The 23097-nt window shown below is 56.9% G+C and carries 18 protein-coding genes; 16 read left to right on the top strand and 2 right to left on the bottom strand.

All coding sequences use genetic code 11. The annotated features are described in order from the left end of the window. The first annotated feature begins 7 nt into the window (after positions 1–7). The 3 genes from FAES_RS07610 (at position 8) to FAES_RS30310 (ending at position 2543) form a co-directional block, all read left to right on the top strand. A complete protein-coding gene (locus FAES_RS07610; protein ID WP_015330621.1) occupies positions 8–742 on the top strand; it encodes a copper homeostasis protein CutC in 735 nt (244 codons plus the stop codon). Positions 743–892: 150 nt separating this feature from the next. Then, entirely contained in the window at positions 893–1390 is a 498-nt protein-coding gene (locus FAES_RS07605; RefSeq protein WP_015330620.1) for a PspC domain-containing protein, read from the top strand. Between the two features lie 82 nt (positions 1391–1472). Next, positions 1473–2543: a toast rack family protein gene (locus FAES_RS30310; protein ID WP_041257648.1), complete on the top strand. Its 1071-nt coding sequence runs from the start codon at positions 1473–1475 to the stop codon at positions 2541–2543. A gap of 61 nt (positions 2544–2604) precedes the next feature. On the opposite strand, the gene FAES_RS07595 is transcribed toward FAES_RS30310, so the two are convergent. Then, the gene (locus tag FAES_RS07595) at positions 2605–7554 is read right to left on the bottom strand and encodes a fibronectin type III domain-containing protein (RefSeq protein ID WP_015330618.1); all 4950 of its coding nucleotides are present in this window, start codon (positions 7552–7554) and stop codon (positions 2605–2607) included. A gap of 272 nt (positions 7555–7826) precedes the next feature. Between FAES_RS07595 and FAES_RS07590 the strand changes: the two genes are divergently transcribed. From FAES_RS07590 to FAES_RS07545, 9 genes are all read left to right on the top strand, one after another. Next, complete coding sequence (locus FAES_RS07590) at positions 7827–8924, top strand: XdhC family protein (RefSeq protein ID WP_015330617.1); 1098 nt, start codon at positions 7827–7829, stop codon at positions 8922–8924. A gap of 173 nt (positions 8925–9097) precedes the next feature. Continuing rightward, entirely contained in the window at positions 9098–10258 is a 1161-nt protein-coding gene (locus tag FAES_RS07585; protein WP_015330616.1) for a cysteine desulfurase family protein, read from the top strand. Positions 10259–10423: 165 nt separating this feature from the next. After that, on the top strand, positions 10424–11500 hold the full coding sequence (locus FAES_RS07580; RefSeq protein WP_015330615.1) for a Gfo/Idh/MocA family protein: 1077 nt from the start codon (positions 10424–10426) through the stop codon (positions 11498–11500). 272 nt (positions 11501–11772) lie between these two features. Beyond that, a complete protein-coding gene (locus FAES_RS07570; RefSeq protein WP_041257644.1) occupies positions 11773–12165 on the top strand; it encodes a type II toxin-antitoxin system VapC family toxin in 393 nt (130 codons plus the stop codon). 133 nt (positions 12166–12298) lie between these two features. Next, positions 12299–12838 carry a gluconate 2-dehydrogenase subunit 3 family protein gene (locus tag FAES_RS07565; protein ID WP_015330614.1) on the top strand — a complete coding sequence of 180 codons (540 nt, stop codon included), beginning with the start codon at positions 12299–12301 and terminating at the stop codon, positions 12836–12838. Between the two features lie 30 nt (positions 12839–12868). Beyond that, a complete protein-coding gene (locus tag FAES_RS07560; RefSeq protein WP_015330613.1) occupies positions 12869–14587 on the top strand; it encodes an FAD-dependent oxidoreductase in 1719 nt (572 codons plus the stop codon). A gap of 127 nt (positions 14588–14714) precedes the next feature. Beyond that, positions 14715–15773 carry an FUSC family protein gene (locus FAES_RS07555; RefSeq protein WP_015330612.1) on the top strand — a complete coding sequence of 353 codons (1059 nt, stop codon included), beginning with the start codon at positions 14715–14717 and terminating at the stop codon, positions 15771–15773. Positions 15774–15888: 115 nt separating this feature from the next. Then, positions 15889–17046 carry a DUF3800 domain-containing protein gene (locus tag FAES_RS07550; RefSeq protein ID WP_015330611.1) on the top strand — a complete coding sequence of 386 codons (1158 nt, stop codon included), beginning with the start codon at positions 15889–15891 and terminating at the stop codon, positions 17044–17046. Positions 17047–17094: 48 nt separating this feature from the next. Further along, positions 17095–17994 (top strand): sugar phosphate isomerase/epimerase family protein, encoded by a 900-nt coding sequence (locus tag FAES_RS07545; RefSeq protein WP_015330610.1) that lies wholly within the window; start codon positions 17095–17097, stop codon positions 17992–17994. 18 nt (positions 17995–18012) lie between these two features. On the opposite strand, the gene FAES_RS07540 is transcribed toward FAES_RS07545, so the two are convergent. Beyond that, the gene (locus tag FAES_RS07540) at positions 18013–18252 is read right to left on the bottom strand and encodes a DUF3820 family protein (protein ID WP_015330609.1); all 240 of its coding nucleotides are present in this window, start codon (positions 18250–18252) and stop codon (positions 18013–18015) included. A gap of 163 nt (positions 18253–18415) precedes the next feature. On the opposite strand from FAES_RS07540, the gene FAES_RS07535 reads away from it, so the two are divergent. The 4 genes from FAES_RS07535 (at position 18416) to FAES_RS07520 (ending at position 23051) form a co-directional block, all read left to right on the top strand. Continuing rightward, complete coding sequence (locus FAES_RS07535; protein WP_015330608.1) at positions 18416–18955, top strand: dihydrofolate reductase family protein; 540 nt, start codon at positions 18416–18418, stop codon at positions 18953–18955. Between the two features lie 62 nt (positions 18956–19017). Further along, complete coding sequence (locus FAES_RS07530) at positions 19018–20316, top strand: alpha/beta hydrolase family protein (RefSeq protein ID WP_015330607.1); 1299 nt, start codon at positions 19018–19020, stop codon at positions 20314–20316. A gap of 206 nt (positions 20317–20522) precedes the next feature. After that, positions 20523–21935 carry a Gfo/Idh/MocA family protein gene (locus FAES_RS07525; protein WP_015330606.1) on the top strand — a complete coding sequence of 471 codons (1413 nt, stop codon included), beginning with the start codon at positions 20523–20525 and terminating at the stop codon, positions 21933–21935. Between the two features lie 177 nt (positions 21936–22112). Then, positions 22113–23051, top strand: a complete 939-nt coding sequence (locus FAES_RS07520; RefSeq protein WP_229364440.1) for a glycoside hydrolase family 5 protein — start codon at positions 22113–22115, stop codon at positions 23049–23051. The last annotated feature ends 46 nt before the right edge of the window (positions 23052–23097 follow it).

The following is a 23097-nucleotide window of genomic DNA, read 5'->3' as shown; positions in this document are numbered from 1 at the left end:
AATAAGTATGCTTATTGAAGTGTGTGCGTATTCGGTAGCTGACTGCCTGGCTGCCCAACAGGCCGGCGCCAGCCGGATTGAACTCTGCGGCGGGCGCGCCGAAGGGGGTATTACGCCCAGCATCGGGCTAATTCGGCAAGTCCGGGCGGCGGTAACGCTGCCCATCTACGTGATGATCCGGCCACGGGGTGGCGATTTTGTCTATACTGACGATGAGCTGGCGGTCATGCTCGCCGACATCGACGCGGCCCGTGAGGCGGGTGCCGATGGCCTTGTGCTGGGTACGTTGCTGCCCGATGGCCAAGTCGATACCGAACGTACCCGGCAGCTGATTGGGCAGGCTGCGGGGCTACCAATCACCTTTCACCGTGCCTTCGACCTGACGCGCGACCCGCACGAAGCGCTCGATACGCTGATCGGATTAGGCGTACAGACCATCCTGACGTCCGGGCAGCAGGCCCGGGCTATCGACGGCATCGACCTATTGCGGGCGCTGGCCGGGCAGGCAACGGGGCGTATTGCGCTGATGGCGGGGTCGGGCGTCAATGCTGGCAATGCCCGGCAGCTGGCCGAAGCCGGTGTGGCCGCGTTGCACCTCAGCGGCAGTGTGTCGACGGATAGCCCCATGCATTTCCGGCGCGACGGTGTGCCGATGGCAACGGCCGTTTTGGGTGAATATGAGCGGGTAGCCACGAGTGAACGGGCAGTTCGGGCAGTGGTCGGGGAAGTTAGCGGGCGCTAACTACTCATTACCCGCTACTATGTATTACCAACTAACGATAAAAAAGCCCCTTTATCCGAATCCCTATCCGCTCTTACCAACTCCATTTGCCGTTCATCATAGCTACCGTAGGTTTGATCCAATCAAACGCCCCTGTAGGGCCGCTATGACATGGAAAAACGATTGGAACGCTACCTCGACGAAGCACAGATCGGGGGCGTTGCGGCTGGCTTAGCCCACTATTTTAACATCGACCGAACGCTGGTACGGGTGTTGTTCGTAGCCGGATTGTTTATTCCTCACTTTCCGGCCATCATCCCATACGTTATCTTGTGGATTGTTCTGCCCGAACACCGCACGAGCTTTTCGCCCGAATCGCAATCAACCATCTTTTCTAATCCTGCTTTTTCTATGGCTTCTCCTGACCAACGCCGCAATGGCAGCCTTATTGGCGGTGCCGTTCTGATTGTGCTTGGCGTAATCGCCCTGCTCGAACGCTACACCGACATCAATTTCCGCGACATCTGGCCGTTGCTGTTGATCGGATTCGGAGCCTGGCTCATCCTGCGCGACCGCCGCGGTGGCAACCCCTTCGACAACGATGATCGGCCGTCGTCACCTCCGAACCACGACCCTTACGACCCTAACCGGCCCATCAACCAGGTTTAAACAGTTTGGCATTTGGCAGTTTGCCGTTTCCCTAAACCGAGACCTCAAACTGCCAAACGCCAAACTGGAAACTCCTTTTCCTATGACATCCCAACGAAAACTTTTCTGGGGCCTCTTTTTCATCACGCTGGGCGTGTTGTTTCTGGCCCGAAACTGGGGGCTCTTCGCCATGCCCGACTGGCACTTCGTGCGGGGGCTGTGGCCAGTGCTGCTCATCCTGGGTGGTATTGCCCTCATGCTGAACCATTACGGGGCAAGCCGGGGAAGCTCGGCGGCGTCGATGGTCGCGACCACCGCGCTGGCTGTTGCCATTCCATTCTGGCTGTTCAGCTTCTCTACCCGGGATCGCCAATGGCGCGACCGCGACGACTATTCGTTCCGTATCGACCCGCCTGATCCACCGGATGCGCCCGACGCCCCGGATGCGCCTGATGCCCCCGATTTCGATGACGACGACGATGATGATGACAACGACCGGGGCAGCAATCGGCGCAAGACCGTGGGTACGTTCGCGGAAGATATGCCAACCCCCGCCCCCACCGAAGCCCGGTTTGTGCTGGAAGGCGGAGCCGCCGCCTTCAAAATGACCGACGGCACCTCGCGCCTCATCGACGCCCGCAGCGAAGCCATCACGCCCTATTCGATGAGCATTGACCGCAACGCCAACGGCAGCGCCCCCACCATCCGGTTACAGCCGGTAAAGAATAGCCGGGGCGATGGTGTCAACATTGACCTCTCCGGCGACCGTGACGTTGATTTTGGTGAAGTGGCGGTTAAACTGAACGAAGCCCCCGTTTGGGACATGGAGATGGACTTTGGCGCCGGTGCGGCCGAATTTGATCTACGCCGCTACGCCGTGCGGAAACTGAAAATCGAAGCCGGTGCAGCAGGCCTTGAACTCCGGCTCGGCGACAAGGCAACGCAGAGCGACGTCACGATTTCGTCGGGCATGGCGGCGGTGAAGATTCGGGTGCCGAAGAATGTCGGTGTCAAAATCACCACCGATGGCGGGCTGAACGCCACCGACATCGACGACGATTTTGAGCGCGTGGGGAACAACACGTACCTGAGCCCGGGTTACAACGCCTCGACTAAGAAAATCAGCATCCGTTACGACGGCGGCATGAGCCACTTCGAAGTCGATCGGGAGTAAGCAACTAATCTTTCAGAAGCGGAAGGGCCACTGACGATGATTCAGTAGCCCTTCCGCTTTTTCATTTTCTTGGCAACAGCCTGGCTCCCACGCCGTAACGAAGCTGCCCACCCGCTTCAAAACTAATTCGCAGCACCGGCGCCGTTGTGCCTGCTGGCATCTGCACCACATGCCGAATCGTCACGGCGTCGGTCACCAGCGGCACGCGCCCACACGACCAGGTGGCCGGGTCATCCCAAGTGCCGGGTAATACAGTCGCCATTTGCGAGCATGGTCCGGCAACCCCGCTGGTGCGGAATGTGATCGGCTGATTCGGCAGGCGCGACATTCCACCACTACCGCAGTCAGACATGATTTGCCACTCATAGGTTGTCTGCTGGCTGAGGCCGGTCAGCGTGTACGTCAGCGACGGGGTTACGGGCAAAGCGTCCAGATTTATCGTTGACCACGCCGAGGCCCCAAGAGGCCGGTAGCGAAGCGTTCGGCCGTAGTTCTGCCCCACCTCAGCCGACCTATACCCCCAGTTGACTCGCGCCGACGTTTCGGTTAACTGATCAGCAAACAGATTCACAGGCTGGGGGCAGGCCGTCGTTGCGTACCGGGAGGGCGACCAGTCGGACCAGACCTCCGGGGTGCATTTTTGCCGTAACTGAAGCTCGTAATTTGTATTGGCCATTAACCCCGACACCAGAATGGGCGATGCAGTTGCCGGAATGGTAACCCAGTCGCCACCAACGGGCCGGTAGCGTAGCTCATACGTCGTTGGCCCATTGTAGTAATAAAAACGAATGTTATCAGCACCCGCCGCTATCCCGTAAATCTCCGCCGATGGCTGACTACAGCGCGTACGTAAGAAAGACGTTGTGCTAAAATCGGTCGGGGAGGTCGAACAGGTGCTACGTACCTGCCACTCATAAATGGCATCGAGGGCCAGACCCGTCAAGTCATAGTACGTATTATTTCCGACAGACACGGTTGTCCAGTTCCCACCCTGTGGGCGCCAGCGCAGTTCAGACGGTCCACAGGTAGTCTGCCAGCTAAGTGATGCCCTGGTTCCATCAACGAACTGAGCTAGGTTGCTAATGACAGGCAGTGGGCAGGCGGGTACGGTAGTTGAATAGTAGGCGGCGTATGAATCACTGCCTGGACAAACGGTGCTAACTTCGGCTTCTACGTACGTACCACTAGTAAGTGCACCCAAATAAAACGTGGGCGAACGAGTGAACACATACCCGCTCCAGGCGCCGTAATTGAAGCGCCATCGCACTGCGTAGTTGACACTACCGGCACAGCCCTGTTGCCAGCTCAGGTTAAAGGTGCAGTCATTGTTCTGGATAAGCGTCAGCGAGGCCGGGGCACTACACTGCGAGTAAAATGAACTTATCCCGCTGTAGACCGTGCTCGACTGCGGCGAACAGGCCGGCCGGACGCGCCACTCGTAAATACCACCGGCACTGATCAGGTTCGTCAGCGTAGCCGTTGTGCCGCTGACCACGCTGGTGCTCCAGGTCGATGTACCTCCCAAGCGCCACTGTACCTCATAGGTGCTATTTGCGGAGCCTGTCCAGCCGACGGTTGCTTGGCTGCCCATATTGCAAAGCAGAACCAGGTTGGTCGGTTGCCCACACGATGTCGTGAACCGCTGCAACACCCCAAAGTCGTTTGATTGGCCAGTTGGGCAAAGCACCCGCACCTGCCAGTCATAGCTGGTATTTTCGGCCAGTCCCGTCAGCGAGTAATAGGCTGCTGTTAGCTGAGATACCACGTTCCAACTCACCGCACCGGCGCGACGCCAGCGCAGTTCGGTCACGGCGCCGCTGGTAAACGACAAAGTAGCCGACGTATTCTCTATCTGGGTTGTATACCGGCTAATCGGGTAGTCCGGGCAGGCGGGAATCACAAACGAGGTGCCACCGATAAAGGCCGATGTGCCCCCATCGGCACATACGCCCTGCACCTGCCACTCATACGCACCCGGCAAAAACTGCGTAATAATTAGTGGGCCATTTACCCCCGCCCGAACGGCCCAATCAGACGCAAGTTGCCCCGCTTCGGCCAATCGACGCCAGCGAACCGTGTAGTTGATACCCGGCGTTTGCTTCCAGAAAAACGTACGCCCCGGCTCGGCAAAATAGTAAGTGCTGGCCGACGACAGGGCCGTCGGTGCCGAACAGACCGCACCGAACGATACAGAGGCACTATATGCCGACTGCGCCGTGCCGCACTGTGCCTGTACCCGCGTTTCGTAGACCGTTCCGCTCGCCAGTCCGGTCAGGGTATAGGCGGGCTGGGTGCCGCCCGTTTTGGTGGTCCAGCTCGTACTCCCGGCTGGTCGCCATTGCACGTTATACGTCGGGCTGAATGACCAGTTGGCGTTGGTCCACGTAGCGTTAGCCCCGTACGAACTCAGATCGGCGATTGCCAGATTAGTGGGGGTATTGCAACTGGTAGAAAAGGACTGAATCGGCGAAAAGTCGGAGGTAAGCCCATTGATGCAGTCGGCCTGAATGCGCCATTCATAAACACCGGGGGTACCTTTCCACTCGTAGCTACTGGGAGCATAGCCCAGCCGAACTGTCGTCCAGCTATTGCTACCCTGTGGTCTGTATTGCAGGTTATACCCGTCAACGTTCGGATTAGAATCCCATATCAGTTGAGCTGATGTTTCGGTTGGATAGGCTCCCGTACCGGCCGGGATGTAGCAGTTGGTGGTAAACGTCTGAACCGGCGAGAAGTCGGTCTGGTACGTACCCGTGCACTGGGCGGCCACCTGCCACTCGTAGGCGGTGTAAGGCGACAGACTCGACAGGGTATAATTGCTGCCGTTGACGGTCAGTGTAGTCCAGTTGGCTACCCCCACCGGCCGGTATCGCAGCTGAAAGGCAGATGTGTAGGTCTGATAGCTGAAGTTCAGGGTAGCTTTGGTGGCAGTTATGTAGCTGGTACTGATCGAGTACAACTGGTTTTGGCAACTGGTTGTGAACGACGCACCAGCTGTATAGGCGCTGGTTATACCCGTTGCGCAAACCCGGGCCACCCCCCACTCGTAGGCTCTGTCAGGGGTTAATCCCGTCACGATCGTCGCGAACGAATAGTCGCTGCTGGTAATGGTCTGCGTTGCCCAGTCGCCACCCGCCTGCCGGTAACGTACCTGATACGTTTTCGACACACCATACTGGTAGTCAGACTGATACCATGACAGATCGACCGACGTGATCCGATTGGTGACGTTCAACGACTGCGCCGTCTGTGGACAATTGGTCGTGAAGGTGCTAGGAGTCGAATAGGAAAACGACGTAGCCCCTACCTCGCAGACAGGAGCCACCTGCCATTCGTAGGCTGTATTCCCGGTTAGTCCCGTCAGGCTGGCTCTCGTATCGGTCGTGAAAGGCAACGTGGTGTAGGTGCTACTGCCAGCGGGCCTGTAGCGAACGCTGTAACGCCCGACCTGCCGCGGATAGGGTTCGGACCAGCTCAGCACTGCCGATGTATAGTCGACGCTGGACGTCGCCGTGTAGGTGATCTGGTCGGTCTGGCAGGCGACGGTCGTGAACGTCTGGATGTCGCTGGGCGTGGTGGCGCTCAACGAGGTGGTACAGTACGTAATCACACGCCAGTCATAGGCTGTACCTGCCTGCAAACCAGTCAGGTACGTCGACGTATTCCCCCTGTACGTACCTGGCCCAACCTGGCTCCACGACGACGTACCTGTAACCCGGTATTGCGTGGCGTAATAAACATCATAATCGCCGTACCAGGATAGTGAGGCGGTAGCCATACTCACCGAGCTTGTGTACAAAGCACGGGCCGTGTTGACGCACGGGCTGGTTGTGGCGCTCACCGGCGGATCTGTAAAGGATGAACTGGTATAATCAGAGCAAGCCGATCGCAACTGTAACTCGTAGCTCGTAGCCGCTGGCATGTCGTACAGTGTGCCATACACCTGCGTGGCTGTGCCCGGATATTGCTGCGATAGACTGATAACGGTTGGGGTACTCCAGGGACTGTTGGCGGGCGACTGCAACCGGTAGCGTACCTGCGTAGCCGTTCCATTGATACCATATGGATAAGGGGTGCTCCAGCCCAGCGTAATCTGGTTGGCCGTCGTGGCTTTGACCGATACCGATGTGGGCGGGCTACAGATGGTCTTAAACGTTTGTATGGGCGAACTGGCCGACGTTGTTCCGCAGGTCCACTGTACCTGCCAGTCGTAGCCCGTACTTGGCGTTAGGTTGGCTAGATAATGATCAATAGTGGGGCTTCCCATTAAGTTGGGGACGGTTGTCCAGCTTCCTCCCTGGGGTCGCCAGAGCAGGGTGTATACCACGTTGCTACCTGCATTCCAGCGTAGCAGCGTCTGGGTAGACGTAGGGAAACTGGACAGGCTTGCAGGTTCACACGTCGCTGTCTTAAACGTCGACAGGCTGGAATACGGCGAGCAGTCGTACCGAGCCCGCCACTCGTAGGTAGTGGCCGGCAGAAGATCAGTGAGCGTATAGTTCGTCACACTGGCCGGCAACGCCGCTACGGTTGTCCAGCTGGACGTTCCGCTCAGTCGTATTTCGACGAACACGCGGCTGGCTGCGTTGTTCGACGGCGACCAGCTTAGCATGGCCCCCGTTGCCGATAGTGAATAGACGCTGTTTAAATAGGGTTCATAGCACGAATAGATCGTTGTGAACCGAGTGGGTGCCCCCAGCCAGTCCGTAGCCCCCGCTGGCAGCAGTTGCCACTCATACAATTGCCCGGATTCCAGGTCGGTCAGCAGAAAGCTGTTGGCTCTGATCGCCGACGTCGTCATCCACTGATTGTCGCCCTGCTTGCGCCAGCGCACATCAAATAAAACGGCACCCGAACCCGACCAGTTGAGCATGACCGAATTGGCCGCAATGTTCGATGTCGATAGGGTGTATTGGTCAGCGCTGGTCGGTATTGGGTTGGCCAGCGCCGAACTTGGTATGTGAAAGCTACAGAAAAGAAAAAGGCAGAGCAGCGCCGTAAATCGTGCCATAAACGGTTAAGGAGAGGTTACCGATAAGTATATAATTAGTGCTTTTGACTACAGCAATTTGTGGTCCAACCTGACAGTGGCAAGTCGACAATACCACGGACGTTTGCTACATCGGCTTCTGCCCTAAAAAGTGATTCGTTTTTCAGGCATCCTTCTGAGCAAAATCAGCCGTTTGTCTGGCACGTTTCCCCGGAAAACTTTGCTTTTTTTGTGAGGCACCGAACAGCTACCCAACCGCGTTGTTCTTCTGGGTAACCTGCCTGCTTACGCACATGAAAGAGATCAGAGCCATTCTTGACACCTACCAGCACAAAGCCCCCGGTGTGGGTGCCGCTCTAGCCACCGTCGTACACGTCGAAGGGTCGTCGTACCGGCGGACGGGCGCCCGGATGCTCATCCTCGACAACGGTACCTGGGTGGGTGGCATCAGCGGCGGTTGTCTGGAAGGCGATGCGCTGAAGCGCGCCCGCTTGGCTATTGCGCAGGGAAAACCCGGCATGGTCACCTACGATACCACCAACGAAGACGATTACCAGATTGGCGTAGGGCTGGGTTGCAACGGCGTCATCAGCGTCTTGCTCGCCCCCATTGACCCCGAGGCCCCGACACCCATTGACCTGCTGAGCGCCTGCGCCAATGGCCCCCGCCAGACCAACGTACTGCTCACCATCCTGAAAGCGCCCGCCGACAGCAACCTGCCCATCGGCACCATGCTGCGGTACGACGGCGCCGATAGTCTCACCCTGTTTGGCCAGTCGGCCAACGAACTGGAGCAGACCATTCGGGCCTTCGTGAAAAAAGGAAAATCAGCCCCAGTTTCGGTGAACGTACCCAGTGGCGTGCTTGAGGTGTTTGTGGAGGTGATGTTGCCCGTGCCGCATGTGGTACTGCTGGGTCAGCAATACGATGTCTACCCGATGGTGCGGCTGGTGAACGAACTCGGCTGGCAAACCACCGTCGTCGCCAACCCGCAGAAGGTGACGCGGGCACTGTTCGGCTCAGCCAATGCGCTCGTTGCCCCTGCCGACTTTGATAATATCACGGTCGACGACCAAACGGCCTTTGTGCTGATGGCCCACGACTTCAACACCGACAAAGCCAACCTGCCCCGTGCACTGGCTACGGGCGCCCCGTTTGTCGGCGTCCTGGGTCCGCGTGTGCGCACCGAACGCATGATAGACGAATTGGCCGATGAAGGCATCGTCGTTCCCGAAACAGACCGGCTACATGCGCCCATCGGCCTCGACATTGGGGCTGTTTCGCCCGAAGAAATTGCGCTCTCGGTCATGGCCGAAATCCGGGCTACGCTATCGGGACGCAACGGCTCATTTCTGCGGCTGCGGCAGGCACCCATTCACGAACGGGACTAAATCGCGGATGGTATCCGGTGCAAGTGAAGGTTCTGCTAAGGTGGAACTTGCCAAAAGCAATCTCATCTCAAAGACAAACGCACGTCAACCAGACTAAAGCCAATTTGGTGTCAACAGCTAGTTAGGCGAAGCCCTCACTTGCACCGGATGCCAGCCGGTGAAACCAAACAGTTATGAATTACCCAACGTACCTCGACTATAACGCCACGACACCCGTCGATGAGCGGGTGCTCGACGCGATGCTGCCCTACCTGACCACGCACTTTGGCAACGCGGCCTCGCGGACACACGTCTACGGCCTGAAAGCCGAGGAAGCGGTCGATCAGGCCCGTCGACAGCTGGCCGATTTGCTGGGTGCGCATCCCGTCGAAATCGTGTTTACGAGCGGGGCTACGGAGTCGATCAACCTGGCGCTGAAAGGGGTTTTTGAGGCGAATCAGCACCGGGGCAACCACATCATTACGGTACAGACCGAGCACAAAGCCGTTCTCGATACCTGCGAACACCTGACCCAACTGGGGGCCGAGGTAACGTACCTGCAGCCCGACGAAACCGGCCTGATTTCACCCCAACAGCTCATCGCCGCACTTACGCCGCAAACAGTACTGGTCTCGGTAATGTGGGCTAACAATGAAACCGGCGTTATCCAGCCTATCGCTGAACTCGCCCAGCTGACGCACGAGCACGGCGCGCTGTTTCATACCGACGCCACGCAGGCCGTGGGTAAACTGCCCATCGATTTGTCGACGCTGCCCATTGATTTATTAAGCCTGTCGGGCCATAAGCTCTACGCACCCAAAGGCATTGGCGCGCTGTATGTACGCCGGAAAACGTCCCTAACGGCCCAGCAGGATGGGGGCCGGCACGAGCGGGGCCGGCGGTCGGGCACGCTGAACGTACCTGGCATTGTGGCACTGGGAGCCGCCGCCGAACTCGCCGGTTCCATGCTGGATGCCGAAGCCCAACGACTGGCGTTGCTGCGCGACCGGCTTGAGGAGGGTATACGTACCCACACGGGCGCTACCAACTTGCGCCTCAACGGTCACCCGCAGCAACGATTGCCTAATACACTCAATCTGGCCTTTCCCGACACCGACGGCGAGCTATTGCTGATGAGTCTCAACCAGATTGCCGTATCCAATGGCTCGGCCTGCAATGCCGCCTCAACTGACCCCTCGCACGTCCTGAAAGCGATGGGCCTGCCCGACGACCTCGCTTACGCGTCCGTTCGGTTTAGCCTGGGCCGTTTCACCACCGAAGACGACATCGACCTGGCCATTCGTCATGTGGCCGACGTGGTCGAAAGCCTGCGGCTTGCAATGGCACGCGGGTGACACGGATTTAGCGGATGGTCGCGGATTTGAGCTTGTATTCGTTCAGCTAGACGTTTATCGTCATGAGATCTGCGGTCATCCAGTCAATCCGTTTCATCCGCGTGCCATCCGACGAGTCCCTTCCCCCAGCCGCGCGCCATTGAAAATCCCGTTACTTTTGTCATTATGACTCCTTCTTCCCTTCGCGTACTGGTTGTCGGCTGCGGCAACATGGGCGCTTCGCACGCCACCGCTTATCATACCCTCGACGGCTTCGAGATCGTCGGCCTCGTTTCGACCGGCCAAAGCAAGCACGTACTGAACGAGAAACTCGGCGGCAGCTACCCCCTTTTCGACGACTACGCTACCGCACTGCAACGTACCCAGCCCGACGCCGTCTGCATCTCAACGTACCCAGACACCCACGAAGCTTACGCCATCATGGCACTGGAAGCGGGCTGCCACGTCTTCATCGAAAAACCCCTGGCCGACACCATCGAAGGCGCTGAGCGCGTGGTAGCGGCGGCCCAAAAAGCGGGCAAAAAAGTGGTCGTGGGCTATATTCTGCGTGTTCACCCGTCGTGGATGCGGTTTATCGACGAAGCGCAGCAGCTGGGCAAACCGCTGGTGATGCGCATGAACCTCAACCAGCAAAGCCACGGCTACATGTGGACGGTCCACCGCAACCTCATGAAATCGCTCAGCCCGATCGTCGACTGCGGCGTGCATTACATCGACGTGATGTGCCAGATGACCCGCTCGAAACCCGTTTGGGTGAGTGCCATCGGCGCCCGGCTGACCGACGACATTCCGGCTGATAATTACAATTACGGCCAGTTGCAGATCCGCTTCGACGATGGATCGGTGGGCTGGTATGAAGCCGGTTGGGGGCCGATGATGAGCGAAACCGCTTTCTTCGTGAAGGACGTGATTGGCCCCAAAGGCTGCGTGTCGATCACGGCCAAAAACGCCGGTGCCACTGGACAATCCGACAACGTGGATGCCCACACCAAGACCGAATCACTACGGGTGCACCATGCCCAACTCACCGATGGCGACGCCTTCGCCCAGCCCGACACCTGGATTGACCTCACCGACGAGCCCGACCATCAAGAGCTTTGCAACCGCGAGCAACGGTATTTCCTGAGTGCCGTCCGCGACAACCTCGACCTGACCGACCACCTCGCCGATGCCGTCAACAGCCTGCGCATCGCGTTCGCCTGCGACGAGTCGGTCAAGACGGGCGAAGTCGTTCGGTTGTAACGGGCCTGAAGATGTTGTATCTTGGTAAGAAAAGCCCATATGAGCACTGTATTGATCGAGCTGACTAATCCGAAAGCGATGGACCTCCTTCGCGACCTCGAAGCCTTACAACTCATTCGTCTGCTACATGGCAACGAAGCAGCCTCTTCGGAGGAACCGTCAGGGCCAACCGCAACGAAGAACGAGCGGCTTCGGGCGCTTTTGTCCACTGGCCCTGTTATGTCAGAGGATGAATATGCCGCTTACCAGCAACATAGAAACTGGATGAATACATGGCGGACCGAATAGCGTTGCTTGATTCATCCGTGCTCATCGACTATTTCCGTAAAACCCGGAAAGAAACAAGCTTCTTTGCGACGCTGGCAGATCAATACGACACGTTTGCCGTCTCAGTGATTACGCAATTTGAAGTTTATGTTGGTAGCAAATCAGCGCATTATCCCTTTTGGGATAGCTTATTCGCTATGTTCACCATTGTTCCGTTGGACTCGTCAATTATCAACGAGGCTTTACGGATCAACGAACAGCTAAAACGAGGAAATCGGCAAATTGCCTTTCCGGATCTGTTAATTGCGGCTACAGCTCAGGCATATAACGTACCTATGGCAACCCTAAACGTGAAACACTTTGATCGGGTAGCTGGCCTGACACTGATTCATGCATAACAACTGATCGGCGCTGATGCGATCAGTAAGGCATTTCTCGTTAAGAATAGAGTAAGTCAGCAGGCTGTAGTGATTCTATAAGAGTGGGTTAGCCTGTCAATCGGCTTACTAGTCTTCGCTTTTCTTTTTTCCTATGCAACGACGTTCGCTTCTTAAAGGCCTGGCCCTTACGGTGGGTGGCCTGGTCGCCCTCCCTGCCTGGGCAACGGGCTGGACTACTCAATCACTCGGCCCGGTTGCCTTTGGGTCGGCCGACGACGAAACGCTGCTGGGTGATATCGTCGATACGATCATCCCCCAAACTACCACGCCCGGTGCCAAGTCACTGAACGTGCATCAGTTTGCCATGCGGATGATTCGTGATTGTTACGACGAAACGGCGCAGGCCACCCTGACTCAAGGGCTGGCCCTCACCGAAACCACGGCGCAACAAACTCATGGTAAAGCCTTTGCCGCGCTCGACGCCACACAACGCAAAGCCGTGCTGATGAGCCTGACCACCGCAACCGACCCCGCTGGAAAAGCGTTCGTTGATCTCATCAAGCGACTAACCATTCAGGGCTACACCAATTCGGAGTTTTACCTGGTCAACGTGCAGCACTTCAACATGGCACCAGGCTATTACCACGGCTGTGTGCCCGTGGCCAGCCTCGCCGCGGCCGGTAGTCGCTAACGCTTTTCTTCCTCCTGACTCAACTCGACTATGTCTTTCTTAACCATCGACTCCATCAAGGCGCGCACCTTCGACGCCATCGTGATCGGCTCCGGCATCAGCGGTGGCTGGGCCGCTAAAGAACTGACCGAAAAAGGGTTACGCACGCTCGTGCTGGAACGGGGCCGCGACGTGAAGCACGTCACCGACTACCCCACCACGATGATGCAGCCGTGGGAGTTTCAGCACGCGGGCCAACTCTCCAAAGCCTATCGCGACGCCAACCCCGTCGCCAGCCGCTGCTACGCCAACCGGGAAGACGCCAGCCATTTCTTCGTGAAAGACGCCGACCACCCCTACATTCAGGAGAAACCCTTCGACTGGATTCGCGGCTATCAGGTCGGTGGTAAATCGCTGATGTGGGCGCGGGGGACGCAACGCTGGTCGCAGTACGATTTCGAAGGGCCTGCCCGCGATGGTTTTGCCGTCGAATGGCCCATTGGCTACGCTGACCTGGCTCCCTGGTACAGCCACGTCGAGAAGTTTGCCGGTATTTCGGGAAACAAAGACGGCCTGCCCCAACTGCCCGATGGTGAGTTTCTGCCGCCCCACGAGCAGTCGTGCGTGGAGAAGCACTTTAGCGATCAGATGGCGCAGCACTACAACGGCACGCGCCCGGTCATCATCGGCCGTTGCGCGCACCTGACCCAGCCCAAGGCGATTCACCTGGCGCAGGGCCGGGGCCAATGTCAGAACCGATCGCTCTGCCAGCGGGGTTGCCCCTACGGCGGTTATTTCAGCAGTAACTCGTCGACGCTGCCCTGGGCTGCCAAAACCGGTCGGCTCACGCTTCAACCCGATTCGGTGGTGCACTCGATTATTTTCGACGACACCAAAAACAAGGCAACGGGCGTGCGCGTGATCGACGCCACCACGAAGCAGATGACGGAGTATTACGCCAAAATCATCTTCGTGAATGCCGCCTGCCTCAACAGCAACCTGATTCTGCTCAACTCCAAGTCGCGCCGGTTCCCCAATGGCCTCGGCAACGACAACGGCCTGCTGGGCAAGTACATGGCGTTTCACAACTTCCGCACGACGATCTCGGCCGAGCACGAAGGCTTCCGCGACACTACCACCGACGGCATCCGGCCCAATGGCAGCTACATTCCCCGCTTCCGCAACGTGCAGAAGCAGGAGACCGACTTTTTGCGCGGTTACGCCGCCGGTTTCGGCTCGTCGCGCGCCATGGACATCGACACCTCGGGTCTGGGCGACGACCTGAAAAACAGCCTGATGCAGCCTAAATACGGCAACTGGCGGGTCAGCTCGCACATGATGGGCGAGACTATCCCGAAAGAAACCAACTACGTGGCGCTCGACTCGGCCCTCACCGACGCCTGGGGCATTCCCCAACTGCGCGTCTCGGTGGCCTACGACGATAACGACGAGAAGATGATTCGGGATTTCCACGAGCAGATGACCGAAATGCTGACCGTATCAGGCTTCAAGAACATTCAGACGCACGACAAACCCGACAAAGCGCCGGGCCTCGACATCCACGAAATGGGCGGCGTACGTATGGGTAAAGACCCCAAAACGTCACTGCTCAACAAGTGGAATCAATTCCATAGCTGTAAGAACGTCTTCGTCACCGACGGCGCCTGCATGACCTCGACCAGCACGCAAAACCCCTCGCTCACGTTTATGGCCCTCACGGCCCGCGCCGCCAACCACGCCGTGAGCGAACTAAAACGGAAAGCGCTGTAGTCGTCGCCTCAACTTCATTTCGTCTATTGTGTACGGCTCCGCTTCTAGTGGGGCCGTACTGCTTTGTCGGTTGTGGTAAACCTCTTCGTGGGCAGATTTGTCTTTAGACTACGAACCACACACGACCATGCTGAAGCAGCTTCTGGAATTTAAACAGTCCGACCGAACCTGGCCGATTCCGGTGTTGGCCGGGCTGAGCGTCGGCATCCCCATTTTGGTAGGCTATTTTACCAACGCACTGCCGGGCGGCAAACTCGCTTCAATGGCCGGGCTGGTCATTCTGTACATTCCGTCGGTCGGGGCGGGCACCGTCAGGCGGCTCATCACGCTGATGGCCTGCTCGTTCGGGATGATGGTCTGTTTCTCGCTGGGTAGCCTCTTCAGCTTCAACCCGCTTATCGCGCCGTTACTGCTCGGACTACTGGCGTTCTGCGTGCACATCGCGGTGTATTACCTGAAAATGACGCGCCCGCCCGGCAATTTCTTTTTCATCATGATTGCCTCGATCGCCATTTGCATGCCGTTCAGGCTGGAGGCGATTCCCACAAACATCGGCTTCGTCGGCATCGGCACCATGATCTCGTTCGGGCTGACGCTGCTCTACAGCCTGCTCGTCCTCAAGAATCAGCCGCGCCTGAGCGAAACCCTCACCATGCCCAAAAGCAAGTATGTCAACCTGGTGGAGTCGGTCACGTTTGGGAGCATGGTCGGGCTATCGCTGCTCGCGGCCAACCTGCTGAAGCTGCCTAACCCCTACTGGGTGCCCATGTCGTGCGCCGCCGTGATGCAGGGCGTCAGCACCCGCCACATCTGGCAACGCAGCGTACAGCGCATCGTCGGGACGTTTATCGGCTTGGGCCTGACGTGGCTCATCCTGCTGTTGCATCCCCCGGCGCTGATCCTCTGCCTGAGCATCATCGGGCTGCAACTGATCGTCGAATTCCTGATCGTTCGAAACTACGGCCTGGCGGTCATTTTCGTGACCGTGCTCACCATTTTTCTGGCCGAGTCGGGCAGCTCGCTCACCGTCGACCCCACCACGCTCATCGCCGCCCGCTTCATCGACATCGTGCTGGGCAGCCTCATCGGGGGTATTGGCGGCTGGATGCTGTATAACGAACGCCTGCGGCGCAAAGCGGCCCGTCACCTCCGCCGCACCCGGCTCCTCCTCGGCGTCCGTAAGTAGGTTCGGTCGTTTGCGGCTTACAGGTATCGTCTTACTACCCCCTTAATAAATACATGATTATGTGTCGAACAAAAGATTTAAATTTTGACACATCACAAATCCTCAAACTTCATATATGAGAAATTTCTTTGCTTTTATCGATGAATATGGTAATAACTCTTTTGATTTCTCAACACAAGGCACTCACTTCATTATATCTGCGATACTTGTTGAAGAGAGCGATAAAAGCAAAATAGAAGAAGAAATAGAAATTATTCGTAAAAAATATTTTCAAACTGGAGAAATAAAATCAAGCAAAGTTGCTAACAATGACAAAAGGCGCATTACTATCTTGTCGGATATGGTTAAAAGTAATTTTAAGGTATACGCAATATCAGTAGACAAAAGAAAATTAACTGGACAGGGGTTTGGATACAAAAAATCTTTTTACAAATTTTTGAATGGGCTAATTTACAACGAATTATATAAAACTTTTCCAGATTTAAAAATTACAGTCGATGAACATGGCAGTAATGATTTTATGAGAGGATTTAAAAAATATGTCATAGAATATCATATGCCTGATCTGTTCTCCGGCTCTGACTTCTTTTTTTCGGGCAGTCCAGACAATGTCTTAATACAATTAGCTGATTTTGTATCAGGGACCTTAGGTAGATGTTTCGACGAGACCAAACTATCAGATAACTCTAAAACCTTCTTAGAAATTCTTAAGCATAATCTCATTTCAATAAGGTCATTTCCTGACGAAGCGAATCCTTTAGCCTATTTACCTGATCAAAGTGACACGTCGTATGATCCAGTCATAGCTAACTATTCTATAAATTTGGCCAACATCTTCATAGACAAAAAGAATGGAAAATTGAGTACACAAGAAATAGATCAAGTAAACTGTGTCAAATTATTACTACTTTACTTCAGAGCCTTTGGCTACAACAAGTACATCTCTGCAAGAGAAATAATTAACCATCTTAATAATTTTCGTAACGAGCCAATGCAAGATCAATACTTTAGAACAAGCGTTGTGGCGAAACTTCGTGATGGTGGTATTATTATAGCTAGTAATAGTTCAGGGCAAAGAAAAGGATACAAGCTCCCAAGTTGTGCAGAAGACTTGTATAATTTTATTAATCATGGAAATAGCATGATAATACCTATGTTAAATCGCATCAAAAAATGCAGAGATGGAATAAAATTAGTTACTAACAATGAACTCGATATTTTAGATAAGCCTGAATACGAAATGCTCAAAGAGCTTATTCTTATTTTCAAATAAAGCAAGACACAGTACCACAATTTCTCCTCCGTTGTCTGCCAGCCCCTCATGAGCCAGCTTCCTGCTTCCCGGCGTTCGTTTCTCAAAACGGTTTCGGCCAGCATCCCGTTGGTCACGACGGCGGGCATCCATCCGGTAGCGGCACCCAAACCCGACCCGGTTCGGCTCAGTTGCAACCTGTATTCGTTTAACGAACCGCTGGTCAACAAAACCATGACGCTCGAACAGGTGCTGACGTTCTGTGCCGAGACGGGCTTTGCGGCGGTCGACCCAACAGGCTATTATTTTCCCGGCTACCCGGCCCTGCCCGACGACAGCTATACGTACCTGATCAAACGAAAGGCATTCCGGCTGGGACTCGACATCAGCGGCACGGGCGTGCGAAACGATTTCACGCTACCCGACCCCACCCGCCGCAAGGCTGAAATCGACCTCGTCAGGCGCTGGATTGGCTTCGCGGCGAAGCTGGGGGCGCCCGTACTCCGCATTTTTTCGGGGAAGAACGTACCTGAAGGCCACAGCCGCCCCGAGGTGGCCCGCTGGGTCGTCGATGCCATTGGCGAATGCTGCCGCTATGCGGCGCAGGAGGGGGTGATGCTCGTGCTGCAAAACCACGCCGACTTCATCGAAACCGCCGATCAACTGCTCGACATTTTGAAGCAGGTGCAATCTGACTGGCTGGCCGTCAACCTCGACATCGGCAGCTTCAAGATTGGCGACCCTTACGCGCAGATTGCGCAGGTAGCCCCGTTCGCCGTGACGTGGCAGCTGAAAGAAAACCTGTTTGTCGATGGCCGGGAAGTCGAAACCGACCTGACCCGTATCGTCCGTATTGTGCGCGAATCGGGCTATCGGGGCTATCTGCCCATCGAGACGCTCGGCAAAGGCGATCCCCGCCAGAAAGTGCCGGTCTTCTACGAAAAGGTGCGGCGCGCCCTACAGGGCTAACCAGCCCGACGGATGGACTTACCGCCGAATCCGTTCCAGTTCGGTCAGCAGGTAATCGAGTCCGTTCAGCCGGATTTCGTAGAGCGTTTGTAGCAACGTACCCAGCTTGCCCGGCGGAAAGCCTTTCTGGGCAAACCATTCCAGATACGCCATCGGTAACTCCCGCAGCCGCTGCCCTTTGTATTTGCCAAACGGCATCTGGTACGTCAGTAAATCGACTAATACCTGCGGATTGCCCAACGGTGCTTCTTCGGCCATGTGTGTAAATTGGGAATGAGACGGCTAAACCAGATAAAGGCCGCTGCGTGCAAAAGAGTTGCGCGGGTGGCCCATAACGCGTGATTCGCCGACGACGAACGTTGTAAATTCGTGTAAGAGCCAGCAAGTTTGCACAGAAAAACTGACAGCATCCACTATATACATGCCCGCGCTTACACTATCCGTTTACATCGCTACCAGCCTCGATGGGTTCATTGCCCGGCCCAACGGCGCCATCGACTGGCTGACCGATCCGGCGTTTACGATCCCGGACGAAGATTTTGGCTATCAGTCGTTTATCGACAGCATCGACGCGCTGGTGATGGGGCGTGGCACCTACGAGAAAGTGGCGACCTTCCCCGAATGGCCGTACCCAAAGCGCGTATTCGTGCTGAGCCACACACTCACCAACGTACCCGACGCCCTAGTCGACAAAGTCGAACTGCTGTCGCTCTCGCCGCGGGAGCTGGTAACGTACCTGGCCGGGCGCGGCTATCGGCACATCTACCTCGACGGCGGGCAGACCATCCAGCAGTTTTTGCGCGAGGGGCTGGTCGATGAACTGACCCTCACGCGCGTCCCCGTTCTGCTGGGCGAAGGCATTCCGTTATTCGGGAATACCGGCCCCGATATTGCGCTCCAACACCTGCGGACGACAACGTACCCAAACGGTTTTGTGCAGAGCGTCTATAAACGAGCATAAGGTCGGGGCGGAATTTACACTATTTTGCGGGTGGTCAACAACCGCCTAAACCAACCGCCTGCATGCACTGCACTCGTTTCCTTGTTTACCTGTTTCTTCTCGCTTGCCTTACCCCCACTGTCGGCTGGTCACAGACGGGCGCCGATTCATTTGTCGTCGGCGATCTCCTGCCCGACGCGCCCGAACTCGCCGCCCGGGGGCCGCATAGCGTGGGCGTTCGCTCCCTGACGCTCACCCACGCCGATCAACTCGACGTATTACACACCAAAGACGGCCAAACGCCGCGCTACAACCGCGTGCTACCTGTCGAAATCTGGTACCCGGCCCGGATTCCGGCGAGAAAAACCGAGCGCGTTGTTTATGACCAGGTGATGGGCAGTTCCAACGATCCAAAACGTCCGCTCATTCCCTTTACGTTCGACGGCCGGGCCCTGCGCGACGCCGAGGTTGATCGGGGGGATAAGGCCTACCCGCTCGTGATCGTGTCGCACGGCTACCTGGGGTCGCGGCTGTTGCTGACGTACCTGACCGAAAACCTCGCTTCCAAAGGCTACGTGGTGGTCGCCATCGACCATGCCGAATCGACGTTTCGGGATGCGGGCGGGTTTCCGAGCACGCTGCTCAACCGCTCCCTCGACGACCTGTTTGTGCTGAACGAAATGGCCCGCCTGAGTGCCAAAGGCAGTAAGTCCTTCCTGTCGGGCCTGCTCGACGCCAATAATACGGGCCTGATTGGATACTCAATGGGCGGCTACGGGGCTCTCAACGTAGCCGGGGCGGGCTACAGCGCGCAGGCGGCCAAACTGTTTACTCAGCTATCGGGCGGCAGCACGGCCCTTGATAGCCGCACCATGGCCTCCCCCGACTACAAAGCAACCATCGATCCGCGCATCCGGGCCGTCGTGGCGTTTGCCCCCTGGGGCATGGAGCGCGGCGTCTGGGATGCCGACGGACTGGCGGGCCTCAGGACCCCCACTTTTTTTGTCGCGGGTAGTAAAGACGACGTCTCAGGCTACGAAAAAGGCATCAAAGCCATTTACGACGGGGCCGTCAACGCCGACCGCTACCTGCTCACGTACCTGAATGCCCGGCACAACGTGGCCCCCAACCCGCCGCCCGCCGCCTCGCTGAAACCTGGCCTGCATTTCGACGAGTATTACCGCTACGCCGAACCCGCCTGGAACGAACGGCGCATCAACAACATCAATCAACACTTCGTCACGGCCTTTCTGGGCATGCACCTGAAACAACTCGATTACGCCTCTTTTCTCGACGTTCCGCAGGAAGCCAATGAAAAACCGTGGAAAGGTTTCAAACCCCGCTCGTGTGTAGGGTTAGAAATGAGGCATAACAAGCCTTAGTATAGTAAGACCTCTCCCCCAGCCCCTCCCCTTTTTTAAGGGGAGGGGGGTATTGCTCCGCCGAGCGGCAGGCCATTGCAGCGCATCCCTTTTACACAAAAAGAGGGGAGGCGCTACACTGAGCAGCGAAGCTACGGTAGCGCATCTCCCCTCCCCTGAAAATCAGGGGAGGGGCCGGGGGGTGGGGTCAAGCCAGCGAAAACCTCATGAAAAACGAAGACAACTCCCAATCAGCCAACTCCCGCCGGACGTTTCTGAAAACCCTCGGCGCGGCGGCAGCGACCGCACCCGCCGCCCTGTCGGGCACCGCCGCGGCCGCCCCCACCACCCAATACCTCAACCTGGTAAAGAGCCACGCGAGCACGGCCGCCAACAGCAAAGTGCGGATGGCGCTGATCGGCACCGGTGGCATGGGCATCGGCGATATGCAAACGGCCCTGATGGTCGACGGGGTCGAGATGGTCGCGGCCTGCGATCTGTACGACGGTCGCCTGCGCCGGGCCAAAGAACTGTGGGGCGACGGCCTCACCGTCACCAAAGATTACCGCACCCTGCTCGACCGCCCGGATATCGACGCCGTCATCAACGCCACGACCGACCATTGGCACGAGAAAATTTCAAGCGACGCCATGCGCAAGGGCAAGCATGTCTACTGCGAGAAACCAATGGTCCAGAAAGTCGACGACGGCCACACGCTGATTAAAGTCTCGAACGAAACGGGTAAGGTGTTTCAGGTGGGTAGCCAGTTTGCGTCGTCGATCATCATCAGCAAAGCCAAAGAACTGCTGAAGGCGGGCGACATCGGCGAGTTGGTCTTCGTGGAGGCCATCTACGACCGCCATAGTGCCATGGGCGCCTGGCAATATTCGATTCCGCCCGATGCCTCGCCCCAAACCGTCGACTGGGATACGTACCTGGGCAGCGCCCCCAAACGCCCCTGGGACCCGCTGCGGTTCTTCCGCTGGCGCAATTATCAGGACTACGGCACGGGCATCGCCGGCGATCTGTATGTCCACCTGCTCACTACGCTGCACACCATCACCGGCTCGCTCGGCCCCAATCGGGTGTATTCGAGCGGCGGCACGCGTTACTGGAAAGATGGCCGCGATGTACCTGATATTCAATTGAGTATCTACGACTACCCCAAAACCGATCAGCACCCCGAGTTCAACCTCACCACGCGCTCCAACTTCGTGGATGGCGGCGGCGGCAACTACCTTGTGCGGCTCGTGGGCACCGAAGGTGACCTGTCGATCGGCTGGGATAGCCTGACGATACACCGCAACAAATTCCCGAAAGCACCGGGCATGTCGATCGACAATTTCCCGAAAGATCAGAAAGAACTGTTCGTGGCCGAGTATAACAAGATGTACCCCAGCAAGCCCGAAATGGAAGGGCCGAAGGAGTTTAAATACCAGGTGCCGAAAGATTACAAGGGCGACCGCTATGAGCACTTCGTCAATTTCTTCAGTTCGGTGCGCGACAAGAAGCCCAACATCGAAGACGCCACGTTTGGCCTGCGCGCCTGTGGCCCCACTCAGTGTGGCAACATGAGCTATTTCCAGAAGAAAGTCGTGAGCTGGGATCCCGTCAAGATGAAAATCGGCAACGCGGTCTAATGAATCAGCAGCGCACCCCAACCGCGTAAGTTTCCGAAATGCCCCAATGTAGGCGAAAGCCCGTGTTGGGGCATTTCGCTGCGTAAACGTCGTTCTCCGTCAATGAAAGCAGTCGTCAGTCAAGTTATTGTTTTGCTCTTGTGGCAAGCCGGTCAATTGTTGGCCCAATCCACGCCGATGAGCCAGTTACGGGTTCAGGGCAATCAGTTTGTCACGGCCGAGGGCCGGTCGATGGTGTTCCGGGGCCTCAACGCCAGCGACCCCGATAAGCTGGAGCGGAGTGGTCATTGGGATAAGTCGTATTTCGAGGAAATGAAACGCTGGGGCGCCACGCTGGTTCGCTTTCCGGTACACCCGGCGGCCTGGCGAAGTCGGGGGGCCAAGCAGTACCTCGACCTGCTCGACAAGGGCGTGGCCTGGGCGGGCGACTTGGGCATGTACGTCATCATCGACTGGCACAGCATCGGTAACCTGAAGAACGAGATGTACCAGAGTCCGAACTACGAAACCACGCGCAAAGAGTCGTTTGAGTTCTGGCGCACCCTGTCGGATCACTACAAAGGCAACACGACGGTTGCCTTCTTCGAACTGTTCAACGAACCGACCGTTATGGGCGGGAAGCTGGGCACCTGTAGCTGGACGGAGTGGAAAACGTTGATGGAAGAAACCATCACCATCATCCGGGCCAATGGCAGCACCGCCATACCGCTCGTGGCGGGTTTCAACTGGGCGTATGACCTGAAAGAGGTAGCCCAAAACCCGATCAACGCCGAGGGCATTGGGTACGTTAGCCACCCCTACCCCATGAAGCGCCCGAAACCCTGGGAGCCCCAATGGACCGCCGACTGGGGCTTCGTGGCCGAAAAATACCCGCTCATCCTGACCGAAATTGGGTTTTGCGGTGCCGACGACCGGGGCGCACACGTACCCGTGATCAGCGATGAGTCATACGGCGACGCGATTACGCAATATTGCGCCACCAATGGTATCTCCTATGTGGTCTGGGTGTTCGATCCGCAATGGGCTCCCATGCTCTTCAGCGACTGGAACTACACCCCAACCCGGCAGGGACGCTATTTCAAGAAAGCCATGCAGGCCCCACCCGGCAAGTTGTAATCACTCCCAGACTAGTAAAAAACAAGGGAACGTCCCCTTTGACCAG

This window comes from Fibrella aestuarina BUZ 2 (assembly GCF_000331105.1).
Classification (GTDB): Bacteria; Bacteroidota; Bacteroidia; order Cytophagales; family Spirosomataceae; genus Fibrella; species Fibrella aestuarina.
The sequence above is the reverse complement of the archived record's forward strand: the minus strand, read 5'-3'. Positions and strand labels throughout refer to the sequence as shown.

Bases quoted from the DNA above. Each gene is read 5' to 3' on its own strand.
- FAES_RS07610 (WP_015330621.1), top strand. From the start codon at position 8: ATGCTTATTGAAGTGTGTGCGTATTCGGTAGCTGACTGCCTGGCTGCC.
- FAES_RS07605 (WP_015330620.1), top strand. From the start codon at position 893: ATGGAAAAACGATTGGAACGCTACCTCGACGAAGCACAGATCGGGGGC.
- FAES_RS30310 (WP_041257648.1), top strand. From the start codon at position 1,473: ATGACATCCCAACGAAAACTTTTCTGGGGCCTCTTTTTCATCACGCTG.
- FAES_RS07595 (WP_015330618.1), bottom strand. From the start codon at position 7,554: ATGGCACGATTTACGGCGCTGCTCTGCCTTTTTCTTTTCTGTAGCTTT.
- FAES_RS07590 (WP_015330617.1), top strand. From the start codon at position 7,827: ATGAAAGAGATCAGAGCCATTCTTGACACCTACCAGCACAAAGCCCCC.
- FAES_RS07585 (WP_015330616.1), top strand. From the start codon at position 9,098: ATGAATTACCCAACGTACCTCGACTATAACGCCACGACACCCGTCGAT.
- FAES_RS07580 (WP_015330615.1), top strand. From the start codon at position 10,424: ATGACTCCTTCTTCCCTTCGCGTACTGGTTGTCGGCTGCGGCAACATG.
- FAES_RS07570 (WP_041257644.1), top strand. From the start codon at position 11,773: ATGGCGGACCGAATAGCGTTGCTTGATTCATCCGTGCTCATCGACTAT.
- FAES_RS07565 (WP_015330614.1), top strand. From the start codon at position 12,299: ATGCAACGACGTTCGCTTCTTAAAGGCCTGGCCCTTACGGTGGGTGGC.
- FAES_RS07560 (WP_015330613.1), top strand. From the start codon at position 12,869: ATGTCTTTCTTAACCATCGACTCCATCAAGGCGCGCACCTTCGACGCC.
- FAES_RS07555 (WP_015330612.1), top strand. From the start codon at position 14,715: ATGCTGAAGCAGCTTCTGGAATTTAAACAGTCCGACCGAACCTGGCCG.
- FAES_RS07550 (WP_015330611.1), top strand. From the start codon at position 15,889: ATGAGAAATTTCTTTGCTTTTATCGATGAATATGGTAATAACTCTTTT.
- FAES_RS07545 (WP_015330610.1), top strand. From the start codon at position 17,095: ATGAGCCAGCTTCCTGCTTCCCGGCGTTCGTTTCTCAAAACGGTTTCG.
- FAES_RS07540 (WP_015330609.1), bottom strand. From the start codon at position 18,252: ATGGCCGAAGAAGCACCGTTGGGCAATCCGCAGGTATTAGTCGATTTA.
- FAES_RS07535 (WP_015330608.1), top strand. From the start codon at position 18,416: ATGCCCGCGCTTACACTATCCGTTTACATCGCTACCAGCCTCGATGGG.
- FAES_RS07530 (WP_015330607.1), top strand. From the start codon at position 19,018: ATGCACTGCACTCGTTTCCTTGTTTACCTGTTTCTTCTCGCTTGCCTT.
- FAES_RS07525 (WP_015330606.1), top strand. From the start codon at position 20,523: ATGAAAAACGAAGACAACTCCCAATCAGCCAACTCCCGCCGGACGTTT.
- FAES_RS07520 (WP_229364440.1), top strand. From the start codon at position 22,113: ATGAGCCAGTTACGGGTTCAGGGCAATCAGTTTGTCACGGCCGAGGGC.